Annotated in this window: 16 protein-coding genes; 11 read left to right on the top strand and 5 right to left on the bottom strand. The window is 43.1% G+C overall.

The genetic code is table 11. The annotated features are described in order from the left end of the window. Positions 1–38: 38 nt before the first annotated feature. Both nadC and ACSLUR_RS06775 read right to left on the bottom strand, forming a co-directional pair. Entirely contained in the window at positions 39–935 is an 897-nt protein-coding gene (gene nadC / locus ACSLUR_RS06780) for a carboxylating nicotinate-nucleotide diphosphorylase (RefSeq protein WP_448553029.1), read from the bottom strand. A 56-nt stretch (positions 936–991) separates the two neighbouring features. Continuing rightward, a complete protein-coding gene (locus tag ACSLUR_RS06775) occupies positions 992–1,510 on the bottom strand; it encodes a retropepsin-like aspartic protease family protein (protein ID WP_448554334.1) in 519 nt (172 codons plus the stop codon). A gap of 218 nt (positions 1,511–1,728) precedes the next feature. Between ACSLUR_RS06775 and ampD the strand changes: the two genes are divergently transcribed. The 7 genes from ampD (at position 1,729) to ACSLUR_RS06740 (ending at position 11,135) form a co-directional block, all read left to right on the top strand. Beyond that, on the top strand, positions 1,729–2,304 hold the full coding sequence (gene ampD / locus ACSLUR_RS06770) for a 1,6-anhydro-N-acetylmuramyl-L-alanine amidase AmpD (RefSeq protein ID WP_448553027.1): 576 nt from the start codon (positions 1,729–1,731) through the stop codon (positions 2,302–2,304). A gap of 60 nt (positions 2,305–2,364) precedes the next feature. After that, positions 2,365–3,207 (top strand): beta-lactamase regulator AmpE, encoded by an 843-nt coding sequence (gene ampE, locus ACSLUR_RS06765; protein ID WP_448553025.1) that lies wholly within the window; start codon positions 2,365–2,367, stop codon positions 3,205–3,207. Positions 3,208–3,751: 544 nt separating this feature from the next. Then, positions 3,752–4,519 carry a pyruvate dehydrogenase complex transcriptional repressor PdhR gene (pdhR, locus tag ACSLUR_RS06760; protein ID WP_448553023.1) on the top strand — a complete coding sequence of 256 codons (768 nt, stop codon included), beginning with the start codon at positions 3,752–3,754 and terminating at the stop codon, positions 4,517–4,519. Positions 4,520–4,692: 173 nt separating this feature from the next. Further along, entirely contained in the window at positions 4,693–7,371 is a 2,679-nt protein-coding gene (aceE, locus tag ACSLUR_RS06755; protein WP_448553021.1) for a pyruvate dehydrogenase (acetyl-transferring), homodimeric type, read from the top strand. Between the two features lie 22 nt (positions 7,372–7,393). Continuing rightward, positions 7,394–9,055, top strand: a complete 1,662-nt coding sequence (gene aceF, locus ACSLUR_RS06750; RefSeq protein WP_448553019.1) for a dihydrolipoyllysine-residue acetyltransferase — start codon at positions 7,394–7,396, stop codon at positions 9,053–9,055. 184 nt (positions 9,056–9,239) lie between these two features. Next, a complete protein-coding gene (lpdA, locus tag ACSLUR_RS06745) occupies positions 9,240–10,673 on the top strand; it encodes a dihydrolipoyl dehydrogenase (RefSeq protein ID WP_448553017.1) in 1,434 nt (477 codons plus the stop codon). Between the two features lie 108 nt (positions 10,674–10,781). Further along, a complete protein-coding gene (locus ACSLUR_RS06740) occupies positions 10,782–11,135 on the top strand; it encodes a hypothetical protein (protein WP_448553015.1) in 354 nt (117 codons plus the stop codon). Positions 11,136–11,251: 116 nt separating this feature from the next. On the opposite strand, the gene ACSLUR_RS06735 is transcribed toward ACSLUR_RS06740, so the two are convergent. After that, on the bottom strand, positions 11,252–14,065 hold the full coding sequence (locus ACSLUR_RS06735) for a bifunctional aconitate hydratase 2/2-methylisocitrate dehydratase (protein WP_448553013.1): 2,814 nt from the start codon (positions 14,063–14,065) through the stop codon (positions 11,252–11,254). Positions 14,066–14,534: 469 nt separating this feature from the next. Between ACSLUR_RS06735 and acnB the strand changes: the two genes are divergently transcribed. From acnB to ACSLUR_RS06715, 4 genes are all read left to right on the top strand, one after another. Beyond that, a complete protein-coding gene (acnB, locus tag ACSLUR_RS06730) occupies positions 14,535–17,138 on the top strand; it encodes a bifunctional aconitate hydratase 2/2-methylisocitrate dehydratase (protein WP_448553011.1) in 2,604 nt (867 codons plus the stop codon). Between the two features lie 141 nt (positions 17,139–17,279). Further along, positions 17,280–17,891: a LysE family translocator gene (locus tag ACSLUR_RS06725; protein ID WP_448553009.1), complete on the top strand. Its 612-nt coding sequence runs from the start codon at positions 17,280–17,282 to the stop codon at positions 17,889–17,891. A 242-nt stretch (positions 17,892–18,133) separates the two neighbouring features. Next, positions 18,134–19,108 (top strand): alpha/beta hydrolase, encoded by a 975-nt coding sequence (locus tag ACSLUR_RS06720; protein ID WP_448553007.1) that lies wholly within the window; start codon positions 18,134–18,136, stop codon positions 19,106–19,108. A 104-nt stretch (positions 19,109–19,212) separates the two neighbouring features. Continuing rightward, positions 19,213–19,443: a VF530 family protein gene (locus ACSLUR_RS06715; RefSeq protein WP_448553005.1), complete on the top strand. Its 231-nt coding sequence runs from the start codon at positions 19,213–19,215 to the stop codon at positions 19,441–19,443. Positions 19,444–19,469: 26 nt separating this feature from the next. Here the strand turns inward: ACSLUR_RS06715 and ACSLUR_RS06710 are convergent, their stop codons facing one another. Continuing rightward, on the bottom strand, positions 19,470–20,648 hold the full coding sequence (locus ACSLUR_RS06710; protein WP_448553003.1) for an EAL domain-containing response regulator: 1,179 nt from the start codon (positions 20,646–20,648) through the stop codon (positions 19,470–19,472). A 109-nt stretch (positions 20,649–20,757) separates the two neighbouring features. After that, entirely contained in the window at positions 20,758–21,519 is a 762-nt protein-coding gene (locus tag ACSLUR_RS06705) for a hypothetical protein (RefSeq protein WP_448553001.1), read from the bottom strand. Positions 21,520–22,116 lie beyond the last annotated feature (597 nt).

Below are 22,116 nucleotides of genomic sequence, written 5' to 3'. Positions count from 1 at the left end.
AACTCAACACAGTTAGTTATGACTCTAGTTATCAGTAATTATGAAAAACGCATTGATAAATCGATCGCTTTCACATGCTTGGTTAAGGCACCTGAAGAAATGTAGTCAACACCGGCTTGTGTGTATTCCTTTAGAGTTTCAATGGTCATATTGCCAGAAACTTCTAATTTAGTTGCTTGGTTGTGCTGTTGATTATAGGTTTCTGTAATATGTACAGCTTGCTCTATCATGGCTGTGGTGAAGTTATCCAACATAATAATGTCGCAACCAGCTGTTAAGGCTTGGTTGAGTTCATCCATTGATTCCACTTCAACTTCCACTTTAATCTCTGGCTTATTGTGACGTGCTGTTGCCACGGCTTTATCAATTCCACCGCAAGCTGCAATGTGGTTTTCTTTAATTAAGTAAGCGTCAAATAAGCCGATACGATGGTTGTTACCACCACCACAGCTTACCGCATACTTTTGTGCACTGCGCAGTCCCGGAATAGTTTTGCGAGTATCTAGCAGCTTAGTTTTACCATCGGCTAATTCAGCGACGTAGCTGGCTGTTAGTGTCGCAGTGCCCGAAAGTGATTGCAGAAAGTTTAACGCGGTGCGCTCACCCGTTAATAAAATGCGGGCATTGCCGCTTATCTCAAATAGCACGCTATTGGCTTTAACACGTTCACCGTCGTTCACAAACCAAGTAATTTGGGTATCTGTATCTTGAACTTTATCTAGTTGTTCGAATACTTCATTAACCCAAGCAACACCACAAACAATGCATTCATCACGAGTGACAACGGTTGCTGAAGCGTTATTTTCAGCGGGAATTAACATCGCTGTTACGTCAAAGCTAGCATCTAATTCAGCGAGCGGAGCAATGCCTAAATCTTCTCTTAAGGCAAGTGAAACAGAATGGCGAATGTCTTGTTGTAACGCAGCTGATAGCATTGGGGCTTTTCTCTTTATCTCTATAAATTCGTGAATAACAGGGGAAGTTGATGAAACTAACGTTGTTCTAATACAAGCTGATTTCCAGTTTGGCGAAATTCTACCTTTTTTAAGGCGCTCATGCCTAACAGAATTTCATCACTTTGCATACCTGGATTAATATGGGCATCAACATCGTATAAATAAAGGTTACCAATAGATAAAGATTGTATTTTTATACGATACACTCGCACCACACCATTGGCTGTTTGTACAGGGTAACTGCCATAACCTTGTAAACCAAGACGTTCGGCAACCCGTGCCGGTATTGAAACTTGTGTCGCACCTGTGTCTAGTAGGAATACAACGGGCTCATCGTTAATTGTGCCGCTAGTAATATAATGGCCGCTTCGGTTTTGTTTTAGGGTGACAATGGCTTTACCTTGCGATGAAAGATTTGAGTCTGGCCGCTGGTTAGGGTTCCATTGATTATCTAAAACCCCTTGAAAGGCATAGATCAATATACCTATTGCCAAAATCCAAGCAATCCAGATAAAGCCTCGGCCAATTGATGTTTCTTGATTATCTTTCACAATTTCTTAGTTACCAATTTCTCTGTTGCCAAATTTTCTGCTGCCAGCTTCTCTGTTGCCAATAGAACGCTAGCAATTCTATTAGGGCTAGCCTTACCCACAGTTTTAAATAAGCTAATTCGTATCGATAGTAAATGAGTACTAATTGATATTATCATACGTAAATATTTGCCATTTGGCTGTATTTGACTTTTTTTCGCACCAAGTAGTTGTAAGAAATCATGTTTACGATTGAAAACGGTTGGCTAGTTGAAGCTGAGCAACAAGTGTCACCCCATTTTACTCAGAGAGAGGCAACACAAGATATTAGCTTGCTAGTTGTTCATAATATTTCGCTGCCACCGGGTAAGTTTGGTGGCGGATATATTACTGACCTGTTTATGGGGAGATTAGATAAAAATGCTGATCCATTCTTTGAAGAGATTTATCAACTTCAGGTTTCTGCCCATTGTTTAATTCGTCGCGACGGTCATGTGATTCAATATGTATCATTTAACGATAAAGCTTGGCATGCTGGTGTTTCTAATTTTGAAGGCAGAGAGCGATGCAATGACTTTTCTATTGGCATCGAACTCGAAGGCACAGATAGCCTAGCTTACACAGATTCTCAGTACCAAAAACTGGTCAGCTTAGTGCAAAAATTACAAGAATCTTATCCACTTATTGGTCATAATAATGTTGTTGGCCATTGTGATATAGCGCCGGGGAGAAAAACGGATCCGGGTGAATCATTTGATTGGCAGCGCTTTAATTCCATGCTGAATAATTGCAAGCAACCTAGCACAAATCATATTTAGCAGTTATATAGCACTCAAATAGTTAAACAACTTTAAGGTAGTTAAGGTAGCGAGAAGGTTATGGGACTGATTAGTTTACTTATCTCATTAGCAGCAGAAAAAAGCTTATCTTCGCCGTTTTGGCAGTTTAACTATGCCTTTGGCCACTATATGTCTGTGGTGAAAAAGCAAGATTTTCACAATAAACTGACCGGCATCTTACTCCCTATTATTTTACTGGCGGTACCAGTTGCGCTCACCTACTTAGCGTTATCATTTGTTGAAGATGGCTTGCTCCATTTAGTTGTTTCAACTGTCATACTTATTATCTGTTTCGGCTGCGTAAAAACGCGAGACACTTATAAGTGTTTTCTACAATCTGCTTTTAAAGGCGAATTAACCACTTGCGATTTGCATTATCAGCAGTTGATCAGCGACAAGAGCCTGCCAGATCATGGTTTTGGCCAAACACTCGTGTGGTTAAACTATCGCTACTATATTTCAGTGATGATGTATTTTGTGGTGTTTGGCGCAGCAGGTGCCGTTTTCTATCGTTTGCTTTGTAGCTTAGATGAGCAGCAGCATCGCTTAACTGAGCAAGAGCCGGAAAGTGCCGCAATAACCGATGTGTACAGCAAAGTATTATTTATTGCGGATTGGTTGCCAGTGCGTTTAGCGTCATTTGGCTTAATGATTGTTGGTCACTTTTCCAAAGCATTTCCTGTGTGGATTGATAACTTTTTTCAATTTAGTAAGGCGCCACAATGCGTGCTAATTGATGTTGCTCAGCAAGCAGAAGATATCATGGTTGATGATAAAGATTGTACTGCAGAACCATGCTTGCTGGTTAAGTTGGCTAAACGCAATGTTTTACTTTGGTTTGCCGTTATCGCAATTCTGACTCTCTCTGGCGTGATCAGTTAGTTCTGCTTATTTCTTCTTAGCTAGTATTCGCTAAAGTTAAATGCTTTGACCTGATTCGTCGATACTTTCTTCCTGTCGTGAAGTAATAACTGCGAGTTTACTTTTTCCTATTCCTTTCATGATCTATTGCGTTTAGCAATACTAGTTATGCTAGTTAAGGGCTAAGCTCGGCGGACAGTTTATTCTCAGCTCTAAACGCTAAGGCTTTGTTTTAGCTTCTTTTGTCTTAAGTTGGTAGTCATCAATTATTTGGTTGGAAAAACAAGCTTTACCTAATAAGCACTGATGTTTGCATTCTGTTTGCTGTTCAGACCACTTCTTAGAAATCCGTTATAGCGCCCATTTTGGTTGACACAATGAGCATTTTCTTTTGCTGGAAAAATGATCGCTGTCAGCTAAATTGTTTTACAGGGTTCACGATTTTTGCTACTTTATTAGAGTAGATTTTCAATGGTAAGACCAATTTACCAATTGTCGGCTGCCAATTATAGCTATTAGTGAAATGGCAACGTAGTAAAAGCAATGGTGGAGTTAACACTCACGTATGGTGTCAATTAAAGGCGTTAAGACAAAGCAACCTAAATTATCTGATGTCATTTTGGCACAGCTGGAGCAAATGATTGTTGAAGGCAGCTTGAAATCAGGACAGAAACTGCCACCAGAGCGAGAGCTAGCTGCGCAATTCGAAGTCTCTAGACCGTCATTGCGTGAAGCTATTCAAAAGCTAGAGGTCAAAGGGCTAGTCACACGTAAACAAGGTGGTGGCACTTTTGTGACTGACAACCTGTTAAGCGGCCTGTCAGATCCTTTATTTGACCTAATGTCGAAAAGCCATGAGTCGCAATTCGACTTGTTGGAATTTCGTTACGGCATTGAAGGTATGTCTGCCTACTATGCGGCGATGCGGGGTACCGAAGCCGACTTTGAGCAAATTAAGCTGAAGCACGAGAACATTGGTAATGTGCAAATTGAAAACAATTATCGCGCCGAAGCGGAAGCGGTTTTTGACTTTTACATTGCCATTTGTGCAGCGTCACATAACGCTATTATGTTGCATCTTGCCCGCAGCATGTCGACGTTACTGATCGATAACATTGAACAGAACTTAACAATACTTGCCCAGCGTCCTGATATTTTTTCGAAAATCAGTGACTACCGTACCCAGCTGATGAACGCCATTTTAAGCGGTCAGCCACAAAAAGCATGGGGAGCAAGTCATCGTCACTTAGCGCTGATAGAAGAGGTGCTTTTAGAGTTAACACAAGAGCGCAGTCGCATGGAGCGTTCAATGCGCAGAATGCAGCGCTATTAGCAAGGCAAACGAAAGTTAAGCCATTAAAAGTTAAGTCTATAAAGGCTTTAAAGAATTTTATCTGGTGAGTAAATGTTACTTACCAACCCTAAGAATAAGTTAAGCGGATAGTGAATTTTTAACTATCTTTATAAAGGTTTAATACCATAACAATATGGAGACTAAGTAAAATTATGTCTGAGCTCCCAAATCACTTTGATGTTGATTCAGCCGAAACACAAGAATGGTTAGAGTCGTTAGAAGCCGTTTTGGATAATGAAGGTCCAGAGCGTGCTCATTTCATCTTAGAAAAATTGATTGACCGTGCCCGTCGTGGTGGTACGCATCTTCCTTTTGATGCAACAACGGCATACGTTAACACCATCGCGCCAGGCCAAGAGCCAAATATGCCAGCTGACTTAACGCTTGAATCTCGTATTCGTGCGGCAATTCGCTGGAACGCTATGGCACTGGTATTGCGTGCCTCGAAAAAAGACTTAGAGCTTGGTGGCCATATCGGTTCATTCGCTTCAAGCGCGATGCTTTACGATGTCGGTTTCAACCACTTCTTTAAAGCCGCTGGCCCTGAAAACGGTGGCGACTTTATTTTTGCCCAAGGTCATATTTCACCGGGTATCTATGGTCGCGCCTTCCTTGAAGGTCGTTTAACCGAAGAGCAAATGAATAACTTCCGTCAGGAAGTGGATGGTAACGGTTTATCATCATACCCGCACCCACACTTAATGCAGGACTTCTGGCAGTTCCCAACCGTATCTATGGGCTTAGGTCCACTGCAAGCGATTTACACCGCACGTTTCCTTAAGTACTTAACGGATCGCGGCATTAAAGACTGCTCTGGTCAGCGTGTTTACTGTTTCCTTGGTGACGGTGAGTGTGATGAGCCAGAATCATTAGGTGCTATTGGTCTAGCTGCACGCGAAAGCTTAGATAACCTATGTTTCATTGTTAACTGTAACTTACAGCGCTTAGACGGCCCAGTTCGTGGTAATGGTAAAATTATCCAAGAACTTGAAGGTACGTTCCGCGGCGCTGGTTGGGAAGTAATTAAAGTGATTTGGGGTTCATACTGGGATCCACTTATTGCAAGAGATACATCAGGCAAGCTATTACAGCTGATGAACGAAACGGTTGATGGTGAATACCAAAACTGTAAAGCTAAAGGTGGTAAGTACACCCGTGAAAACTGGTTCGGTAAGTACCCAGAAACTGCTGCTATGGTAGCGAATATGTCTGACGATGACGTATGGCGCTTAAACCGTGGTGGTCATGACCCAGTTAAAGTTTACGCTGCGTACGATCGCGCGATGAACACTAAAGGTCGCCCAACCGTAATTCTTGCAAAAACGGTTAAAGGTTTCGGTTTAGGTCAATCAGGTGAAGCGCAAAACGTTGCCCACAACGTGAAGAAGATGGATATCGAGTCGATCAAGCAATACCGCGATCGTTTCAATATGCCAATCGCTGACGACCAATTAGAAGACTTACCATTCTTCCGCTTCGACGAAGACAGCCCAGAAATGAAGTACATGCGCGCCCGTCGTGAAGCGCTTGGTGGTTCACTGCCGGCACGTCGTGAACAAGCCGAAGAAGAGCTAGAAATTCCATCGTTAAAAGCATTTGATGCTATTACTAAAGGCTCGGGTGATCGTGAAGTGTCATCAACCATGACCTTTGTACGCGTGCTAAATGCGTTATTAAAAGATAAGAAGATTGGTAAGCGCATCGTACCTATTATCCCTGACGAAGCACGTACATTCGGCATGGAAGGTCTGTTCCGTCAAGTAGGTATTTACGCTAACGAAGGGCAAAAATACGTACCACAAGATGCCGATCAAGTGGCTTATTACCGTGAAGACAAGAAAGGTCAGGTACTGCAAGAAGGTATTAATGAGCTAGGCGCAATGGCTTCTTGGGTGGCGTCAGGTACGTCTTACTCAACGTGTAATGCAACGACGATTCCATTCTACATTTACTACTCAATGTTCGGTTTCCAACGTGTAGGTGACTTAGCATGGGCGGCGGGTGATAGCCAAGCACGTGGTTTCTTATTAGGTGCAACCGCGGGTCGTACCACCCTAAACGGTGAAGGCTTGCAACACCAAGATGGTCATTCACATGTACAAGCGAACCTTATTCCAAACTGTTTAACTTACGATCCAACTTATGGTTACGAAGTTGCGGTGATTGTGCGTGAAGGTTTACGTCGCATGTACGAAGAAAATGAAAACATTTTCTACTACATCACGTTAATGAACGAAAACTATCAACACCCAGCAATGCCTGAAGATAAAGATGTTGAAGAGCAGATTATCAAAGGTATTTACCAACTAGAGCGTGTTGAATCAGCTGCGGCGAAAGCTAATGTTCAGTTAATGGGCTCAGGTACTATCTTGTTGCAAGTGCGTGAAGCGGCACAAATTCTTGCCAACGATTACGACGTTTCAAGTGATGTTTACTCGGTAACTTCATTCAATGAGCTAGCGCGTGAAGGCCAAGAAGTTGTTCGCCAAAACATGCTTAACCCAGAAGCCGAGCAGCAAGTGCCATACATTGGTCAAGTGATCACTAAAGATGCAGGTCCTGCAATTGCAGCAACTGACTATGTGAAGAACTACTCAGATCAAGTACGTGCCTTTATCGACACTGACTACCGCTGTTTAGGTACTGACGGCTTTGGTCGTTCAGACAGCCGTGCAAACTTACGTCGTCACTTCGAAGTGAATGCGTCTTACATCGTGGTTGCATCATTACACGAATTAGCAAAACGTGGTGAAGTTGAACACAGTGTAGTGACTGAAGCAATCAAGCGCTTCAACATTGACACTAACAAGATCAACCCACTTTACGCGTAATTGGGGATAGAGGAGAACAACTATGTCTGACGTTCAAAAAATTCTTGTCCCTGATGTTGGTGGCGATGAAGTTGAAGTGATTGAAATTGGCTTTGCTGTTGGCGATATGCTGGAAGCTGAAGACGGTATTGTCACGGTTGAAACTGACAAAGCATCAATGGATATTCCAGCGCCAATGGCAGGTGAGCTGGTGGCACTAACAGTAAATGTAGGCGACAAGATCAAAGAAGGTGATGTGATTGGCGAAATCAAAGTTGCTGGCGAAGCTTCAAGTGAAGCGCCAGCTACTGAGCCTGCTGCGGTAGAAGCTCCTGCGACTCCTGCGCAAACTGAAGCAGCCGCGCCTCAAGCAGAAGCGGCTGCACCAACAACTGGCGGCAGCGAAGTGATTGATGTTGCTGTGCCAGATATTGGCCAAGACGGTGAAGTCGATGTGATTGACGTACTTATCTCTGTGGGTGACGAAGTTGCAGCAGAAGATGGTTTGATCACACTTGAAACTGATAAAGCCACGATGGATGTGCCGTCTCCAGAAGCGGGTATTGTTAAAGAAGTGTTGGTCAGCACCGGCGACAAAGTAGGCCAAGGTTCACTAGTGATTAAGCTAGAAACCAATAGCGGCGCTCCTGCTGCTATTTCTCAGCCTGCCGCAGAGCCAAAAGCCGAGCCAGCGCCAGTTGCTGAAAAGCCAGCAGCCGCACCAAAAGCTGCACCTGTGCCGCATCATCCGCATGCAGGCGATTTTAAATCAACAGGTAAAGTTTATACTTCACCGTCAATTCGCCGTTTAGCACGTGAATTTGGTATTGATTTAACGCTTGTTAAAGGGACTGGTCGCAAAGGTCGTATTTTAAAAGTAGACGTCCAGTCTTACGTGAAATATGAGTTATCTCGCCCGAAAGCTAACGCTGGCAGTTCAGTGGGTAAAGGCGAAGGTGGCTTGCAAGTAATTGCGCAACCTAAAGTTGATTTCAGTAAGTTTGGTGAAGTGGAAGAAGTAGCGCTAACGCGTATTCAGAAAATTTCTGGTCCAAACTTACACCGTAACTGGGTGACTATTCCACACGTGACTCAGTTTGAAGAAGCTGATATCACAGACGTTGAAGCTTTCCGTAAAGAGCAAAACGTGATTTGTGAAAAGCAGAAAATGGGCTTTAAGATCACGCCGCTTGTGTTCATCATGAAAGCTGTTGCTAATGCCTTAGCTGCATATCCGGTATTCAACTCAAGCTTGAGTGAAGACGGTGAGCACCTGATCATGAAGAAATACTTCCACATCGGTGTCGCGGTTGATACGCCTAATGGCTTAGTGGTACCGGTAGTACGTGATGTTGATAAAAAGGGCATTTACGAGCTATCAAAAGAGCTACTAGAAATTAGTGTTAAAGCGCGTGAAGGCAAGCTTAAAGCGGCCGATATGCAAGGCAGCTGTTTCACTATTTCGAGCTTAGGTGGAATCGGCGGTACAGCGTTTACACCAATTGTTAACGCGCCAGATGTTGCTATTCTAGGTGTTTCGAAATCTGAGATGAAACCGAAGTGGAATGGCAAAGAGTTTATCCCACGCTTAATGTTGCCATTATCGCTATCATACGACCATCGTGTGATTGATGGCGCGGTGGCTGCACGCTTTGCCGTACAGCTGTCGTCGGTAATGTCAGACATTCGTAAATTAGTGCTGTAAGCACATTGATTTAAGAGCCTCATTAGAGGCTCTTATTATTTTGCTAAGATATTGATTAATTGATAGCGAAGTGCCTATATTTTCAGTAAACTTCGCGTCATAAATTACAAGAATTTCATTAACGACAGGCAGATAAACAAGCTAGAAATGTCGTTAGTCAACCAAACATAACTTTGAGGTTAGCATGAGCAACGAAATTAAAACTCAGGTAGTAGTTTTAGGTGCCGGACCTGGTGGCTACTCAGCCGCGTTCCGTGCAGCGGACTTAGGTTTAGACGTAGTATTAGTCGAAAGCCGAAAAACATTAGGTGGCGTTTGTTTAAACGTTGGTTGTATTCCATCTAAAGCACTACTTCACGTTGCTAAAGTTATTGACGATGCGGCTGATATGGCTTCTCACGGTGTGAGCTTTGGTAAGCCGGAAATTGATTTAGACAAAATCCGTAGCTGGAAAGACAGTGTAGTTGCACAGTTAACTGGCGGCTTAGGCGGTATGGCTAAGCAACGTAAAGTAACAACTGTTTACGGTTACGGTAAATTCACTTCTGATAAAACTATCGCAGTTGAAACAGAAGAAGGTACGAAAACGATTTCGTTCGACAACGCGATTATTGCCTGTGGCTCTTCAGTGGTTGACCTACCATTCATCCCCAATGATGACCCACGTGTTATCGACTCTACAGGTGCGTTAGAGCTTAAAGATATCCCAGAAGAAATGTTAGTACTAGGTGGCGGTATTATCGGCCTAGAAATGGGTACTGTTTACAGCTCATTAGGCGCTAACGTATCGGTTGTTGAATTTGCTGATCAGCTAGTTCCAGCAGCTGATACTGACATGGTGAAAATCTACACCAAGCACAACAAGAAGCGTTTCAAAGACATCATGCTTTCAACCAAGGTGACTGCGGTTGAAGCAAAAGACGACGGTTTATACGTAACGTTTGAAGGTAAAAACGCGCCTGAAGGGCAAGTTCGTTACGACAAGATCTTAGTTGCTGTTGGTCGTAAGCCAAACGGTCACTTAGTTGCAGCTGATAAAGCTGGTGTTAATGTTGATGAGCGTGGTTTTATCAATGTATCAAACGAGCTTCGCACTAACGTAAGCAACATTTTTGCGATTGGTGATGTTGTTGGTCAGCCTATGCTTGCCCACAAAGCGGTTCACGAAGCACACGTTGCTGCAGAAGTTATTGCTGGTAAGAAGCACGTATTTGAACCACGTTGTATTCCTTCAATTGCTTACACAGATCCAGAAATTGCATGGGTAGGTGTGACTGAAGGTGAAGCGAAAGAGCAAGGCTTAAACATTGAAGTTGCTAACTTCCCGTGGGCAGCATCAGGCCGTGCTATTGCATCAGCACGCACTGAAGGTAAAACTAAGCTGATTTTTGAAAAAGAATCAGGCCGTGTATTAGGTGGTGCGATTGTTGGTATCAATGCTGGTGAAATGTTAGGTGAAATCTGTTTAGCGGTTGAAATGGGCGCTGATGCCGAAGATGTTGCATTAACGATTCACGCTCACCCAACACTAAACGAGTCTATCGGTTTAGCGGCAGAAGTATTTGAAGGTTCAATTACTGACTTACCAAATGCCAAAGCAGTTAAAAAGAAAAAGTAACTAGCTAAGCTTACTTTTTACCAAGATGATTAAAGCCAGCGTTTATCGCTGGCTTTTTTGTGGCTAGCTTTTACACTAACTAAATTACTTACATATAAGGACATTATTTTGAAAGCACTTTATTTTTGTCTGATCTCAGTTTTCTTATTTTTAATTCTGGCTACAGTTCCTGGCCAAGCTAATGCACAGCATCAAAAAGGCCAATTTGAAACTGACTTCGATCACCGTGTGCAGTTTAAGCTCGTCAAACAAACCGATAAGCAATATCACCTTGAAGTAGCGCGCTTAGGTGGTGTTTCATTTGAGCGCATGAATTTATTTACCACTCGAAAGGCAAAGCGTATTTGTGGCGATATGGGCTATAGCATTAAGTACTTGGAAGGAGTCGAGAGTTTTGATGATCGCAATGCTAAACCCAACTATATTTTCCCTTCATTGACGGTGGAGATTAACTGTCCGTAAAAAGAGGGAGCATTGGCTAGTGATTTAAACCTCTCTGAGTCCAAGTTACGGGCAATAAAAAAGGGCTGCTATTAAGCAGCCCTTTTAATATCTAGTTTAAAAGCCAGGATAGCTGATTAGCTAGGATCAGCAATCTTCACCGCAACTGCACCAGAAGCTGGTGTTGTCATCGCTTCAGTAGGTGGCGCGAAACGTGTTAGGTCGATACCTTCAACAGCCGCTGTGTACTCATCCATCGTCGGGAAACGACCTAAGATAGTTGAAAGTACTACTAGTGGTGTTGAACCTAGTAACGATTCACCTTTCTTCTCTGCGCTGTCAGCTACTACACGACCTTGGAATAGACGAGTAGAAGTAGCGATTACCGTGTCACCTGGTTCTGCTTTTTCTTGGTTACCCATACATAAGTTACAGCCCGGGCGCTCTAGGTATAAGATGTTTTCGTAGCTCTTACGTGCTTCACCTTTCGGGTTTTCATCGTCAAATACGAAACCAGAGTATTTCTCTAGAATTTCCCAATCACCTTCCGCTTTTAACTCATCAACAATGTTGTACGTTGGCGGAGCAACAACTAATGGAGCATTGAATTCGATTGAACCGTTTTGCTTCTCTAAGTTACGGAACATTTGCGCGATAATTTGCATATCACCTTTGTGAACCATACAAGAACCAACGAAGCCTAAATCAACAGGGCGGTCGTTGTAGTATGAAACAGGGCGAATTACATCGTGCGTGTAACGCTTAGAAACGTCTTCGTTGTTAACGTCTGGGTCAGCAATCATTGGTTCAACGATTGTGTCCAAATCAACTTCAACTTCTGCGTAGTACTTAGCGTTTTCATCTGGTGCTAGCGCAGGTGTTTCGCCCGACTTAATACCAGCGATACGCTCATCAGCTAACTTGATAAGACCAGCTAGTGTTTGTGCTTCGTTATCCATACCCTTATCGATCATGATTTGGATACGAGATTTAGCAAGCTCGATAGACTCAATTAATGTTTCATCATTTGAGATACAAACCGATGCTTTCGCCTTCATTTCCGCTGTCCAGTCAGTGAACGTGAACGCTTGGTCAGCTAGTAAAGTGCCAATGTGTACTTCGATTACGCGACCTTGGAATACGTTTTCACCTTCGAACTGCTTAAGCATTTGTGCTTGCGTTGCGTGAACGATGTCACGGAAGTCCATGTGATCAGCCATTTTACCTTTGAAGGTAACTTTTACTGATTCTGGAATTGGCATTGCAGACTCACCAGTTGCAAGTGCAATTGCTACCGTACCAGAGTCAGCACCGAACGCTACACCTTTAGACATACGAGTATGTGAGTCACCACCGATGATGATTGCACGATCGTCAACAGTAATGTCGTTCAATACTTTGTGAATTACGTCAGTCATTGAGTGGTAAACGCCTTTCGGGTCACGTGCTGTGATTACACCGAATGCATTCATAAATGCCATTAGCTTAGGCGTATTAGCTTTTGCTTTGCTGTCCCATACTGATGCCGTGTGACAACCTGATTGGAATGCACCGTCAACAAGTGGAGAAATTGTAGAAGCAGCCATCGCTTCTAATTCCTGACATGTCATAGGACCTGTTGTATCTTGTGAACCAACGATGTTTACTTTAACACGTACGTTAGAACCTGCGTGTAATGGCGCATCAGATGCAACACCTACCGCGTTACGGTTGAAGATTTTCTCTACAGCCGTTAAGCCTTGACCTTCGTGAGAGATTTCTTTTGCCGCTGCGTATACAACAGGTGCATCTACACCTAACGCTTGGGCAGCGAACGTTTGTAACTTCTTACCAAAAGTCACCGCGTAAGAACCACCCGCTTTCATGAACTCTTGCTTTTGTGGTGTGAATGCAGAAGCAACGTCAGCAACTTCTTCGCTACCGCTGAATAATTTCTTCGCTTTAGTATCGATAGTCAGCACTGTACCTGTAGCTACAGAGTAGGCTTCTTCTAAAACTGGGTCGCCATTCGCGTCAGTAACCGTGTTACCGTCAGCGTCTACTTTCTTCACCCAGTTCTTAAGGTCAAGACCAATACCACCAGTTACATCAACTGTTGTTAAGAAAATTGGTGCAATACCGTTAGTACCTGCAACTACTGGTGCAATGTTGATAAACGGTACGTATGGAGAAGCTTGCTCACCAGCCCAAAGTGCTACGTTGTTCACACCAGACATACGTGATGAGCCAACACCCATAGTGCCTTTTTCAGCAACTAGCATGACTTTTTTACCAGGGTGCTCTTTTTGAAGTGCAACGATTTCTTGTTGTGCTTCAGGCGTAATCATACATTGACCGTGTAATTCACGGTCAGCGCGTGAGTGAGATTGGTGACCTGGCGATAGTAAGTCAGTTGAGATATCACCAACACCAGCAACGTAAGTTACTACGTCAATTTTCTCAGCAACTTCAGGTAATTTTGTGAAGAATTCAGCTTTTGCGTAGCTTTCTAAAATCTCTTTAGCTACTGCGTTACCTGCTTTGTATGCTGCTTCAAGGCGCGCAGTGTCAGCGTCGTATAAGAATACTTGTGTTTTTAATACGTCTGCCGCAGGCGCAGAAACTGAAGCATCGTCACCCAATGCAAGGTCAAGAAGTACTTCAATTGAAGGACCACCTTTCATGTGTGAAAGTAGTTCGAATGCGAACTCAGGTGCGATCTCGGCAACGGTTACTTGACCTAGGATGATTTCTTTTAGGAATTTCGCTTTGGTACCAGCAGCACTGGTTGTGCCCGGTAGCGTGTTGTAGATGAAGAAGTTTAATGATTCTTCACGGTGTGCATTATCTTGATCTTTAATCTGTTCGATAATTTCCGCTAATAGCTCAGCGCTATCAATTGGCTTAGGTGCAAGACCAAGCTCTTCTTTACGGCTTTTGATTTCCGCTAAATATTCTGAATACAAGCTCATGTGATACTCACTTTGATTAAAAAATGCTAATTGACGGGTATTAGTATGATTATTTCGGGCGGTATTTTACCTGATTTTTTGGCGACGAGTAATCATTTGCTGAAATAAGTGGCATTTATATGATTTATGAGAGTTAGAAATTTTAATTATAGTAGTTATGAGGGCTGCTAAATATGGCTTTAAGTGTTTGCCAAGTAGACAAGGTCAAGTAGTAAATGACGTCAATTAGTCAATTGTCGCAGAGTTCATTCGCTTACTTACAATTACTTATACCAAAGTCTAATTCATTGGAGCTTGGTTATATTTTAGGTTTATAGGGTGTTGATAATTTGTCTTCTGATTTTAGCGTTTAAGTAGCTATCAACTAAACTCAGCAGAGATAAATCGTAAAAGATACCTAGTACTCAAACGCCTCGTCAATTGGCGTATTTATTATAACTAGGTTGCGCCAAGCGAAAGGGGGAATATTGTGCTTGAAGAATATCGCAATCACGTGGCAGAACGCTCTGCACAAGGGGTTACTCCGAAACCATTAGATGCAGAACAAACGGCAGCATTAATTGAGTTAGCTAAAGCACCTCCTGAGGGCGAAGAAGCTTTTTTAGTCGACCTCTTGTCTAATCGTATACCTCCAGGTGTTGATGAAGCCGCTTATGTGAAAGCGAGCTTTCTGGCAGCGGTAGCGAAAGGCGAAACACACTCACCAATCATTTCCGCAGAGCATGCCACTGAATTATTGGGCACTATGCTAGGTGGTTACAACATTCAGCCGATGATTGACTTGCTTGACGATCATAAACTGTCAGAGATAGCCGCTGCTGGGTTGAAGAAAACCCTACTAATGTTTGATGCTTTTTTTGACGTGAAAGATAAAGCGGAAGCTGGCAATCAAGCCGCACAAGCGGTGATGCAATCATGGGCCGCAGGCGAGTGGTTTACCTCAAAGCCTGCGGTTGCAGAAAAAATCACAGTAAAAGTGTTTAAAGTGACGGGTGAAACCAATACCGACGATCTTTCCCCTGCACCAGATGCTTGGTCACGCCCTGATATTCCTGTTCATGCCAAGGCCATGCTGAAAATGGCTCGTGATGGTATTACCCCCGACGAGCCGGGCGTTATTGGCCCAATTTCACAAATTGAAGCCATGCAAAAAGATGGCATACCGTTAGCCTATGTCGGTGATGTCGTCGGTACGGGTTCATCGCGCAAATCTGCCACAAACTCTGTGCTTTGGTTTATGGGAGAAGATATTCCTTATGTGCCGAACAAGCGCACGGGTGGCGTGTGTTTAGGCGGTAAAATTGCGCCAATTTTTTACAACACCATGGAAGATTCTGGCGCATTGCCAATCGAGTTAGATGTTCAGAAAATGCATATGGGTAATGTGATTGATATTTACCCCTACGAAGGCGTTGTCAAAAATAGCACAGGCGAGATTATCGCGGAGTTTGAACTCAGTCCCGTATTGCTTGATGAAGTGCGGGCAGGCGGCCGCATTCCGCTGATTATTGGACGAGGGTTAACCAATCGCGCTCGCGAAGCACTGGCTTTGGGTGACATTGACTTGTTCGCAAAACCGATAGACGCTGCAACATCAAGCAAAGGTTTTACATTAGCACAGAAAATGGTGGGCAAAGCCTGTGGTGTAAATGGGGTAAGAGCTGGCCAATATTGCGAGCCAAGAATGACAACCGTTGGCTCGCAAGATACTACAGGGCCAATGACGCGCGACGAGTTAAAGGATCTCGCCTGTTTGGGCTTTTCGGCAGATCTCACCATGCAGTCGTTTTGCCATACGTCTGCTTATCCTAAACCTGTTGATGTGCATACGCATCATACGCTGCCAGATTTTATGATGAATCGCGGTGGTGTGTCGCTACGTCCAGGTGATGGCGTGATCCATTCTTGGCTAAATCGTATGCTGTTGCCCGATACCGTTGGCACAGGTGGTGACTCTCATACGCGTTTTCCGCTTGGCATTTCCTTTCCTGCAGGCTCTGGTTTAGTGGCTTTTGCCGCAGCTACAGGGGTAATGCCACTGGATATGCCAGAGTCAGTATTAGTGCGTTTTAAAGGTAAAATGCAACCGGGTATTACCCTGCGCGACTTAGTACATGCTATTCCTTATTTCGGTATTAAAGCGGGTCTGCTAACGGTAGACAAAGCCGGCAAAATCAACGAATTTTCAGGCCGTATTTTGGAGATTGAGGGCTTAACTGGATTAACTGTCGAGCAGGCCTTTGAGCTTTCCGACGCCTCTGCTGAGCGCTCGGCGGCAGGCTGCACTATTAAGCTGGAAGAAGCAGCGGTAAAAGAGTATCTAAGCTCTAATATCGTGATGCTCAAATGGATGATTAGCGAGGGCTATGGTGATGTTCGCACCATTGAACGCCGTATTCAGGCGATGGAAAACTGGTTAGCCAATCCATCACTCATGTCGGCTGACGCTGATGCTGAATACGCCCATATATTAGAGATAGATTTAGCTGAAATCATCGAGCCGATTGTTTGTTGCCCGAATGATCCTGACGATGCCAAGCTTTTATCAGAAGTCGCAGGCGATAGTGTTGATGAAGTATTTATTGGCTCTTGTATGACCAATATTGGCCATTTTCGTGCAGCAGGTAAGCTGCTTGACAGCTATATGAATTCTGCGGGGGGCGTTTTAAGTACCAGAATGTGGGTCGCACCGCCGACAAAGATGGATCGCGATCAACTGAGCGAAGAAGGTTACTATTCTATTTATGGTAAAGCAGGTGTTCGCATTGAAACGCCGGGTTGCTCATTATGCATGGGAAACCAAGCACGTGTTGCTGATAACGCTACTGTATTATCAACTTCTACCCGTAACTTTCCCAACCGTTTAGGCACCGGCGCCAATGTTTACCTTACTTCTGCAGAGCTTGCTGCGGTTGGTGCGATTTTGGGTAAATTGCCAACGGCTGCTGAGTACTTTGAATATGCTAGGCAAATAGACGCCACGGCAGCAGACACCTACCGTTACTTAAACTTTCATCAGATGGAGCGCTACACGGAAAAAGCACAGTCGGTTATTTTGCAAGTAACGGCATAGATAGCTGGGTTGATGCTAGTTTCTGATTAATTCTAATAACAACTGTGTAGGTTGGATTTTATTTTATTTGTGTATGTAAGGTTTCACTGTTTTAAGTAAAGATAGCTCTATTCGGTATATTCAGCGAACAGGGCTAATCATATGGAAATTTTTGCACTGATACTCTTTGTTTTATCTACGTCAGGAACACCCGGTCCAAACAATATCATGCTGCTAAGTTCTGGGCTGAATTTTGGCATCAAAAAAACGGTGCCGCATATGCTAGGCATCAATTTAGGCTTTCCACTAATGATTGTCGGCGTCGGTATTGGCTTGCTTTCACTATTTCAGGCCTTGCCTTCACTATTTTTGGCGATGAAGTTGCTAGGGGCAAGTTACCTTATTTATTTGGCTTATAAAATTGCAACGACGCCAGTGACTGCCGAAGCACAGTCGCAAAGCCACCTACAAGCCAAGCCCTTATCTTTTATACAAGCTGCGGCTTTTCAATGGGTGAATCCTAAAGCTTGGATAATGGCGGTATCAGCGATAGTGACTTTCTCGTCGGTGGAAAGCTCTACCATTGATAACCTCACGGTTATTGCCTTAATTTACTTTTTGTTCGGATTACCTTATTCTTTTACTTGGATGGCCGCTGGTGCGGGCTTGAAACATGCGCTACAAAAGCCAACGCTTGTTGCTTGGTTTAATCGCGTAATGGCTAGTCTGCTGGTTGCTTCACTGATTCCAATGTTTAGGGCTGAGTTGGGGTAAATTGGATTTGGTCACTATAGATAAGTTGCGAGCTTGGTCTGTGGGCTTTTGGGCAGCATTAGGGCTTGGTTTGACAAATCAGCAGCACTTTCTAGGCTTTGAAGTGTAGTACATCAAGAATAAGAAAATTAGGGATAGTCTAATTTAGAAAGGGAAGTTGATTCTTCCTGACGTATCTAGCAGTAATTAGCTTATTTTCACATTCTGCGACTTCACTGTAAATTGAGCACAAGGTGACTAATATGCTATTTGCAACAAACCGCACACCGAAAGAATCACAACGTAGCAAGCGCAACCGAAAAATATCGTTTCCAGTGCAGAAAACTAGAGCCAGTCTTGATATGTATTTCTGCGAGCGAAATTGCGTTGATGATTATACAGAAATTGGCAGTCCTGCATTTTTCGAACGCCTGAAAAACTTGCCAAGTAATACACAAGTGTTGCTTTATATCCACGGCTTTAATAATACTGCTGAGCCAGACATCTTTCCTAATGCCGAGGAGTTGCAACGGCTTATTGATCAGGAAAGAGGTTCTAATTTTGCGCATGTGGTACCACTAATGTGGCCGTGTGACGACGATTCTCCTGCAGCGTTTATTGATGATTACTGGGATGATCAAAAGGCCGCTGATGCCAGTGGTATAGCATTTGCTCGCATGCTGACTAAATTCGATAACTGGCGTAAAGCCGAAGCTACCAAGCCTAATCCTTGTACTCGACGAATCAACATCTTGGCGCATTCAATGGGGAATAGAGTGCTGCGTAACGCTATCGCAACTTGGGGGAAGCATGATCATACGGGGCAAGTACCGCAGACCTTTCGCAATATTTTTATGGTGGCGGCTGATGTTATAAATCATTGCTTGGAGCCGGGTGAGGCGGCTGAATTGGTGCCCTATGCCTGCCGAAACCTAGTGGTTTATTACGCCAACGACGATTTAGCAATGCCGGCGAGCAAGCTGGCCAATTTGAAAAATAAAACGGTATCACGGCGGCTTGGCATGACAGGTCCGGAAAATATGGAGGTATTGCCGAAAAACGTTTTCGAGGTAGATTGCGACGACTTTAATAACACCTTTGATAAACCCAAAGGGCATTCTTATTTTCTTGCCGTTAATGGTAAAACCAGCCCTGCCTTAAGGCACATGCTAGCTGCGATGGAAAAAGGGCGAGTAACGCCAAATGTGCGCAGTCAAGAGCTTGAATACGATCGATAAATTCAGGCCAGCAACCGAAGGCTAACATGGTATGATATCGCTTTACTTTCGACACTCTACTTTCGGTTGCTACTTTTAGCAGCACAAAACTTTGGCAGTAACGTATGAATCATCAACCTAACAACCCATTGCATGGTAAAAAACTGGAAAGCATCATCAACGAGCTAGTCGATGAAATTGGTTGGGAAGCAATGGGGCAAAATGTAGATATTCGCTGTTTTACTAATGATCCGTCTGTTAAATCTAGCTTGAAGTTTTTACGCAAAACGCCTTGGGCGCGAGCCAAGGTTGAAGAAATGTATATTAATGTGTTTCATGGGTTTCAATGGAAGTAACGGCTACTTGAATAGAAACGTTAGTTCTACCACTGCTCTGCCCAGCGGATAAGATCGTCAACAGCCATCGGTTTTGCGATGGCATAGCCTTGTGCAAAGTTACAGCCTAAATGTTGAAGTTCATGAAGTGTTTCTAGGTTTTCGACACCTTCAGCAACAATATTCATATTCAACATTTTACCTAGCATGATGCAAATCTTAACAATGATCATCGCCTCTTCGTCAAACAGCATGCTAGAAACGAATTGACGATCAATTTTCAGCTCAGTAAATGGCGCTTGATAAAGTTGCTGAAGTGATGAATACCCTGTACCAAAATCATCAATCGATAGGTGAAAGCCCTTCATTCGCAGACGATTTAGCACATCCAACGACGACGTTAACTCGCCCATAACTGCACTTTCAGTGAGTTCCAGCGTTAAATTGTGAGGCGCTAGATGGTTTTTGTCGGTGAGCGCCTTTAATTGCTCTGGTAAGCTCAACGCGATGATGTTGTCTGCTGAAACATTGATAGACAAAGACACTTCCAAGCTCGATTGAATAACGGCGCTACTTTCTTTAACCGAAATGTTTAGAATTTCTTGCGTCATCAGCTCAATTAAATTGTGCTTTTCTACAACGCTAATAAACTGATCTGGGTAAACTAGTCCATCTTCTGGGTGTTGCCACCTTACTAGCGCTTCAACGCTGTTGATTTTGTTTGTCGTTAGGCATATTTGTGGCTGGTAATGCAACACAAACTCATGATTTCTAAGCCCTGCTTCTATCTCTTCAGGTGAGTATTGCTGTTTTACGGTTTTAGGATATTTGGGTTGGTTAAGGCTAACAGACACTCGATTGAGAAGCTCGATAAAGCTTTCCATTTCAATCGGTTTAGTTAATGTTGCTAATACTTCAATATCATGTGCTTTGGCTAATTGCTCGGCAGAGTGCAGCACTTTTTTATCAAAGCCGCTCACTAAGATCAACGGACAGTGGTGCCCGCGATCGGCGAGCATGCGAATCACCTCTATGCCATCGAAATCGGGCATAAATAAATCAAGCACAAGCGCGTCACATGCAGGGAACTCTTGCGTGAGGAAACTGACAACGTTAGTTTCAAAATCGGCTTGCCAATTGGCTTGTTCGGCAAACTCTTTTAACAATTCTGCATACTGCTCATTGTCGTCCAGAATAAATAGAGCAGCCTTATTGTTATCGTGCACAACAGCTTCTAATCTAATCCATGATGCAATAAAAGCTAGCAGTAAAACCTTATGTTTTCAAATGATTAAATTTTGCTTGACGCCAAAGTCACTGATTACATTAAAAGTCTTAACGTGACGCAGGGAAGTGCTTTTCTCTGACTTTCTTCATATGCTCGCTAAACATTCGCTCCATTTTAGTGGTACCGCAACGTGCCCATGAGGTTGCTGTTACGCCTTCAATGCCGACTTTGCTGAGATCCTCAGTGATGATACATGCACCATCGTCTGTTTTTGTAATTGAAAGTGAACTATCAAGTTGTTGCGTGTTTATTGCTCGAATTTGCTCTTGAGTAAGTGGCACCGCAGATTTAGGAACTGATGCCGGGTTCGGGTGCATGCTTGAAACTGATCGGTGTTGAAAGTGTTCAGCCATCGTGGTTTCGACAATGGCTGCATCTATGCTCTTGCGCATATTTTCAAGCTGCTTCATAGGGTTAATTGAAATCGACTGGTTGCTTTGGGCTGATGTTAATACTCGGGGGCTTTTCTTTAATTGTGATTCCACCTTTTCTTGTACTTGCTTTATAGTCTGAGTACTCGATTGTTGTTCAGTGGGGAGGCTTCTATTTGAAGATTGATTTTCCGATTTTTTATGGGCCTCTAGTGAAGTTTCTTCAGTAATAGGAAGCGTATTTTCTCTCTGAGCTATATTAGGGGCGTTGCTCTGCTCCGTTTCCTGCTCTTGGCTAGCTATATCTTGCTTGATAGGTATATAAAGGTAACTGTTGAGTGGCTTTTTAATCTCATTTGCTTGATGCGTCGAAAGATGACTTGGAGCTAAACTTGCTATCACCACAAATAAGACTGCATGTATTGTAATTGAAGCCAATAGCGGCTTTAGACATCCTTGTTTCAATGCATATACTTCATTACCTAATATATGAATTAAATAGAGTTCATATATTAGGATAAGTTCCTAGCTGCTGAGTTTATTAGTCGTTAATTCTGTCAATTCCCCATTAAACAGTAAGAAAATGCTTTTGGGTTATGTAGGTTAATTCCTTGATTGTAGCTAAGTTGAGTATAGCTTTGCTGTTGTTTTGTCATAAATTAAACGAAGACTTATAGTCTAAGCAGCTTTTTGTGTGTTTTTGAGTGACAAATTTACTTTTTTTCACGTATTTTAGTGACTTTATATTAAATACTCAGATACCTATTTTTCTTCTATATAACTATGAATTAGTCTTCTAGCTAAGCGTTGACTATCTATTTTGTTCAATAATTACGTGGTTTGTATGTAAATTAATCGAATGAATAAAAATATCAAAAAACTTTCAAAAAGGTGTTGACGCCCAGCTAAAAATCTCTAAAATGCGCATCCACTTCAACGGGGCAGCCCAACGAAGTGTTTTGATAAGTTTAGTTAGCAAGTTTGCTAAGTAAACGGGTCAGATAACTTAGAAAAATGAATTAAAGATTTTTTCAA

Source organism: Thalassotalea montiporae, from assembly GCF_053485855.1.
This window is presented reverse-complemented; position numbering and strand designations above follow the sequence as displayed.

Excerpts from the sequence above, each read along its gene's own strand:
- ACSLUR_RS06735 (WP_448553013.1), bottom strand. The coding sequence starts at position 14,065 with ATGAGCTTGTATTCAGAATATTTAGCGGAAATCAAAAGCCGTAAAGAA.
- pdhR (WP_448553023.1), top strand. The coding sequence starts at position 3,752 with ATGGTGTCAATTAAAGGCGTTAAGACAAAGCAACCTAAATTATCTGAT.
- ampE (WP_448553025.1), top strand. The coding sequence starts at position 2,365 with ATGGGACTGATTAGTTTACTTATCTCATTAGCAGCAGAAAAAAGCTTA.
- lpdA (WP_448553017.1), top strand. The coding sequence starts at position 9,240 with ATGAGCAACGAAATTAAAACTCAGGTAGTAGTTTTAGGTGCCGGACCT.
- ACSLUR_RS06720 (WP_448553007.1), top strand. The coding sequence starts at position 18,134 with ATGCTATTTGCAACAAACCGCACACCGAAAGAATCACAACGTAGCAAG.
- aceE (WP_448553021.1), top strand. The coding sequence starts at position 4,693 with ATGTCTGAGCTCCCAAATCACTTTGATGTTGATTCAGCCGAAACACAA.
- nadC (WP_448553029.1), bottom strand. The coding sequence starts at position 935 with ATGCTATCAGCTGCGTTACAACAAGACATTCGCCATTCTGTTTCACTT.
- aceF (WP_448553019.1), top strand. The coding sequence starts at position 7,394 with ATGTCTGACGTTCAAAAAATTCTTGTCCCTGATGTTGGTGGCGATGAA.
- ACSLUR_RS06725 (WP_448553009.1), top strand. The coding sequence starts at position 17,280 with ATGGAAATTTTTGCACTGATACTCTTTGTTTTATCTACGTCAGGAACA.
- ACSLUR_RS06715 (WP_448553005.1), top strand. The coding sequence starts at position 19,213 with ATGAATCATCAACCTAACAACCCATTGCATGGTAAAAAACTGGAAAGC.
- ampD (WP_448553027.1), top strand. The coding sequence starts at position 1,729 with ATGTTTACGATTGAAAACGGTTGGCTAGTTGAAGCTGAGCAACAAGTG.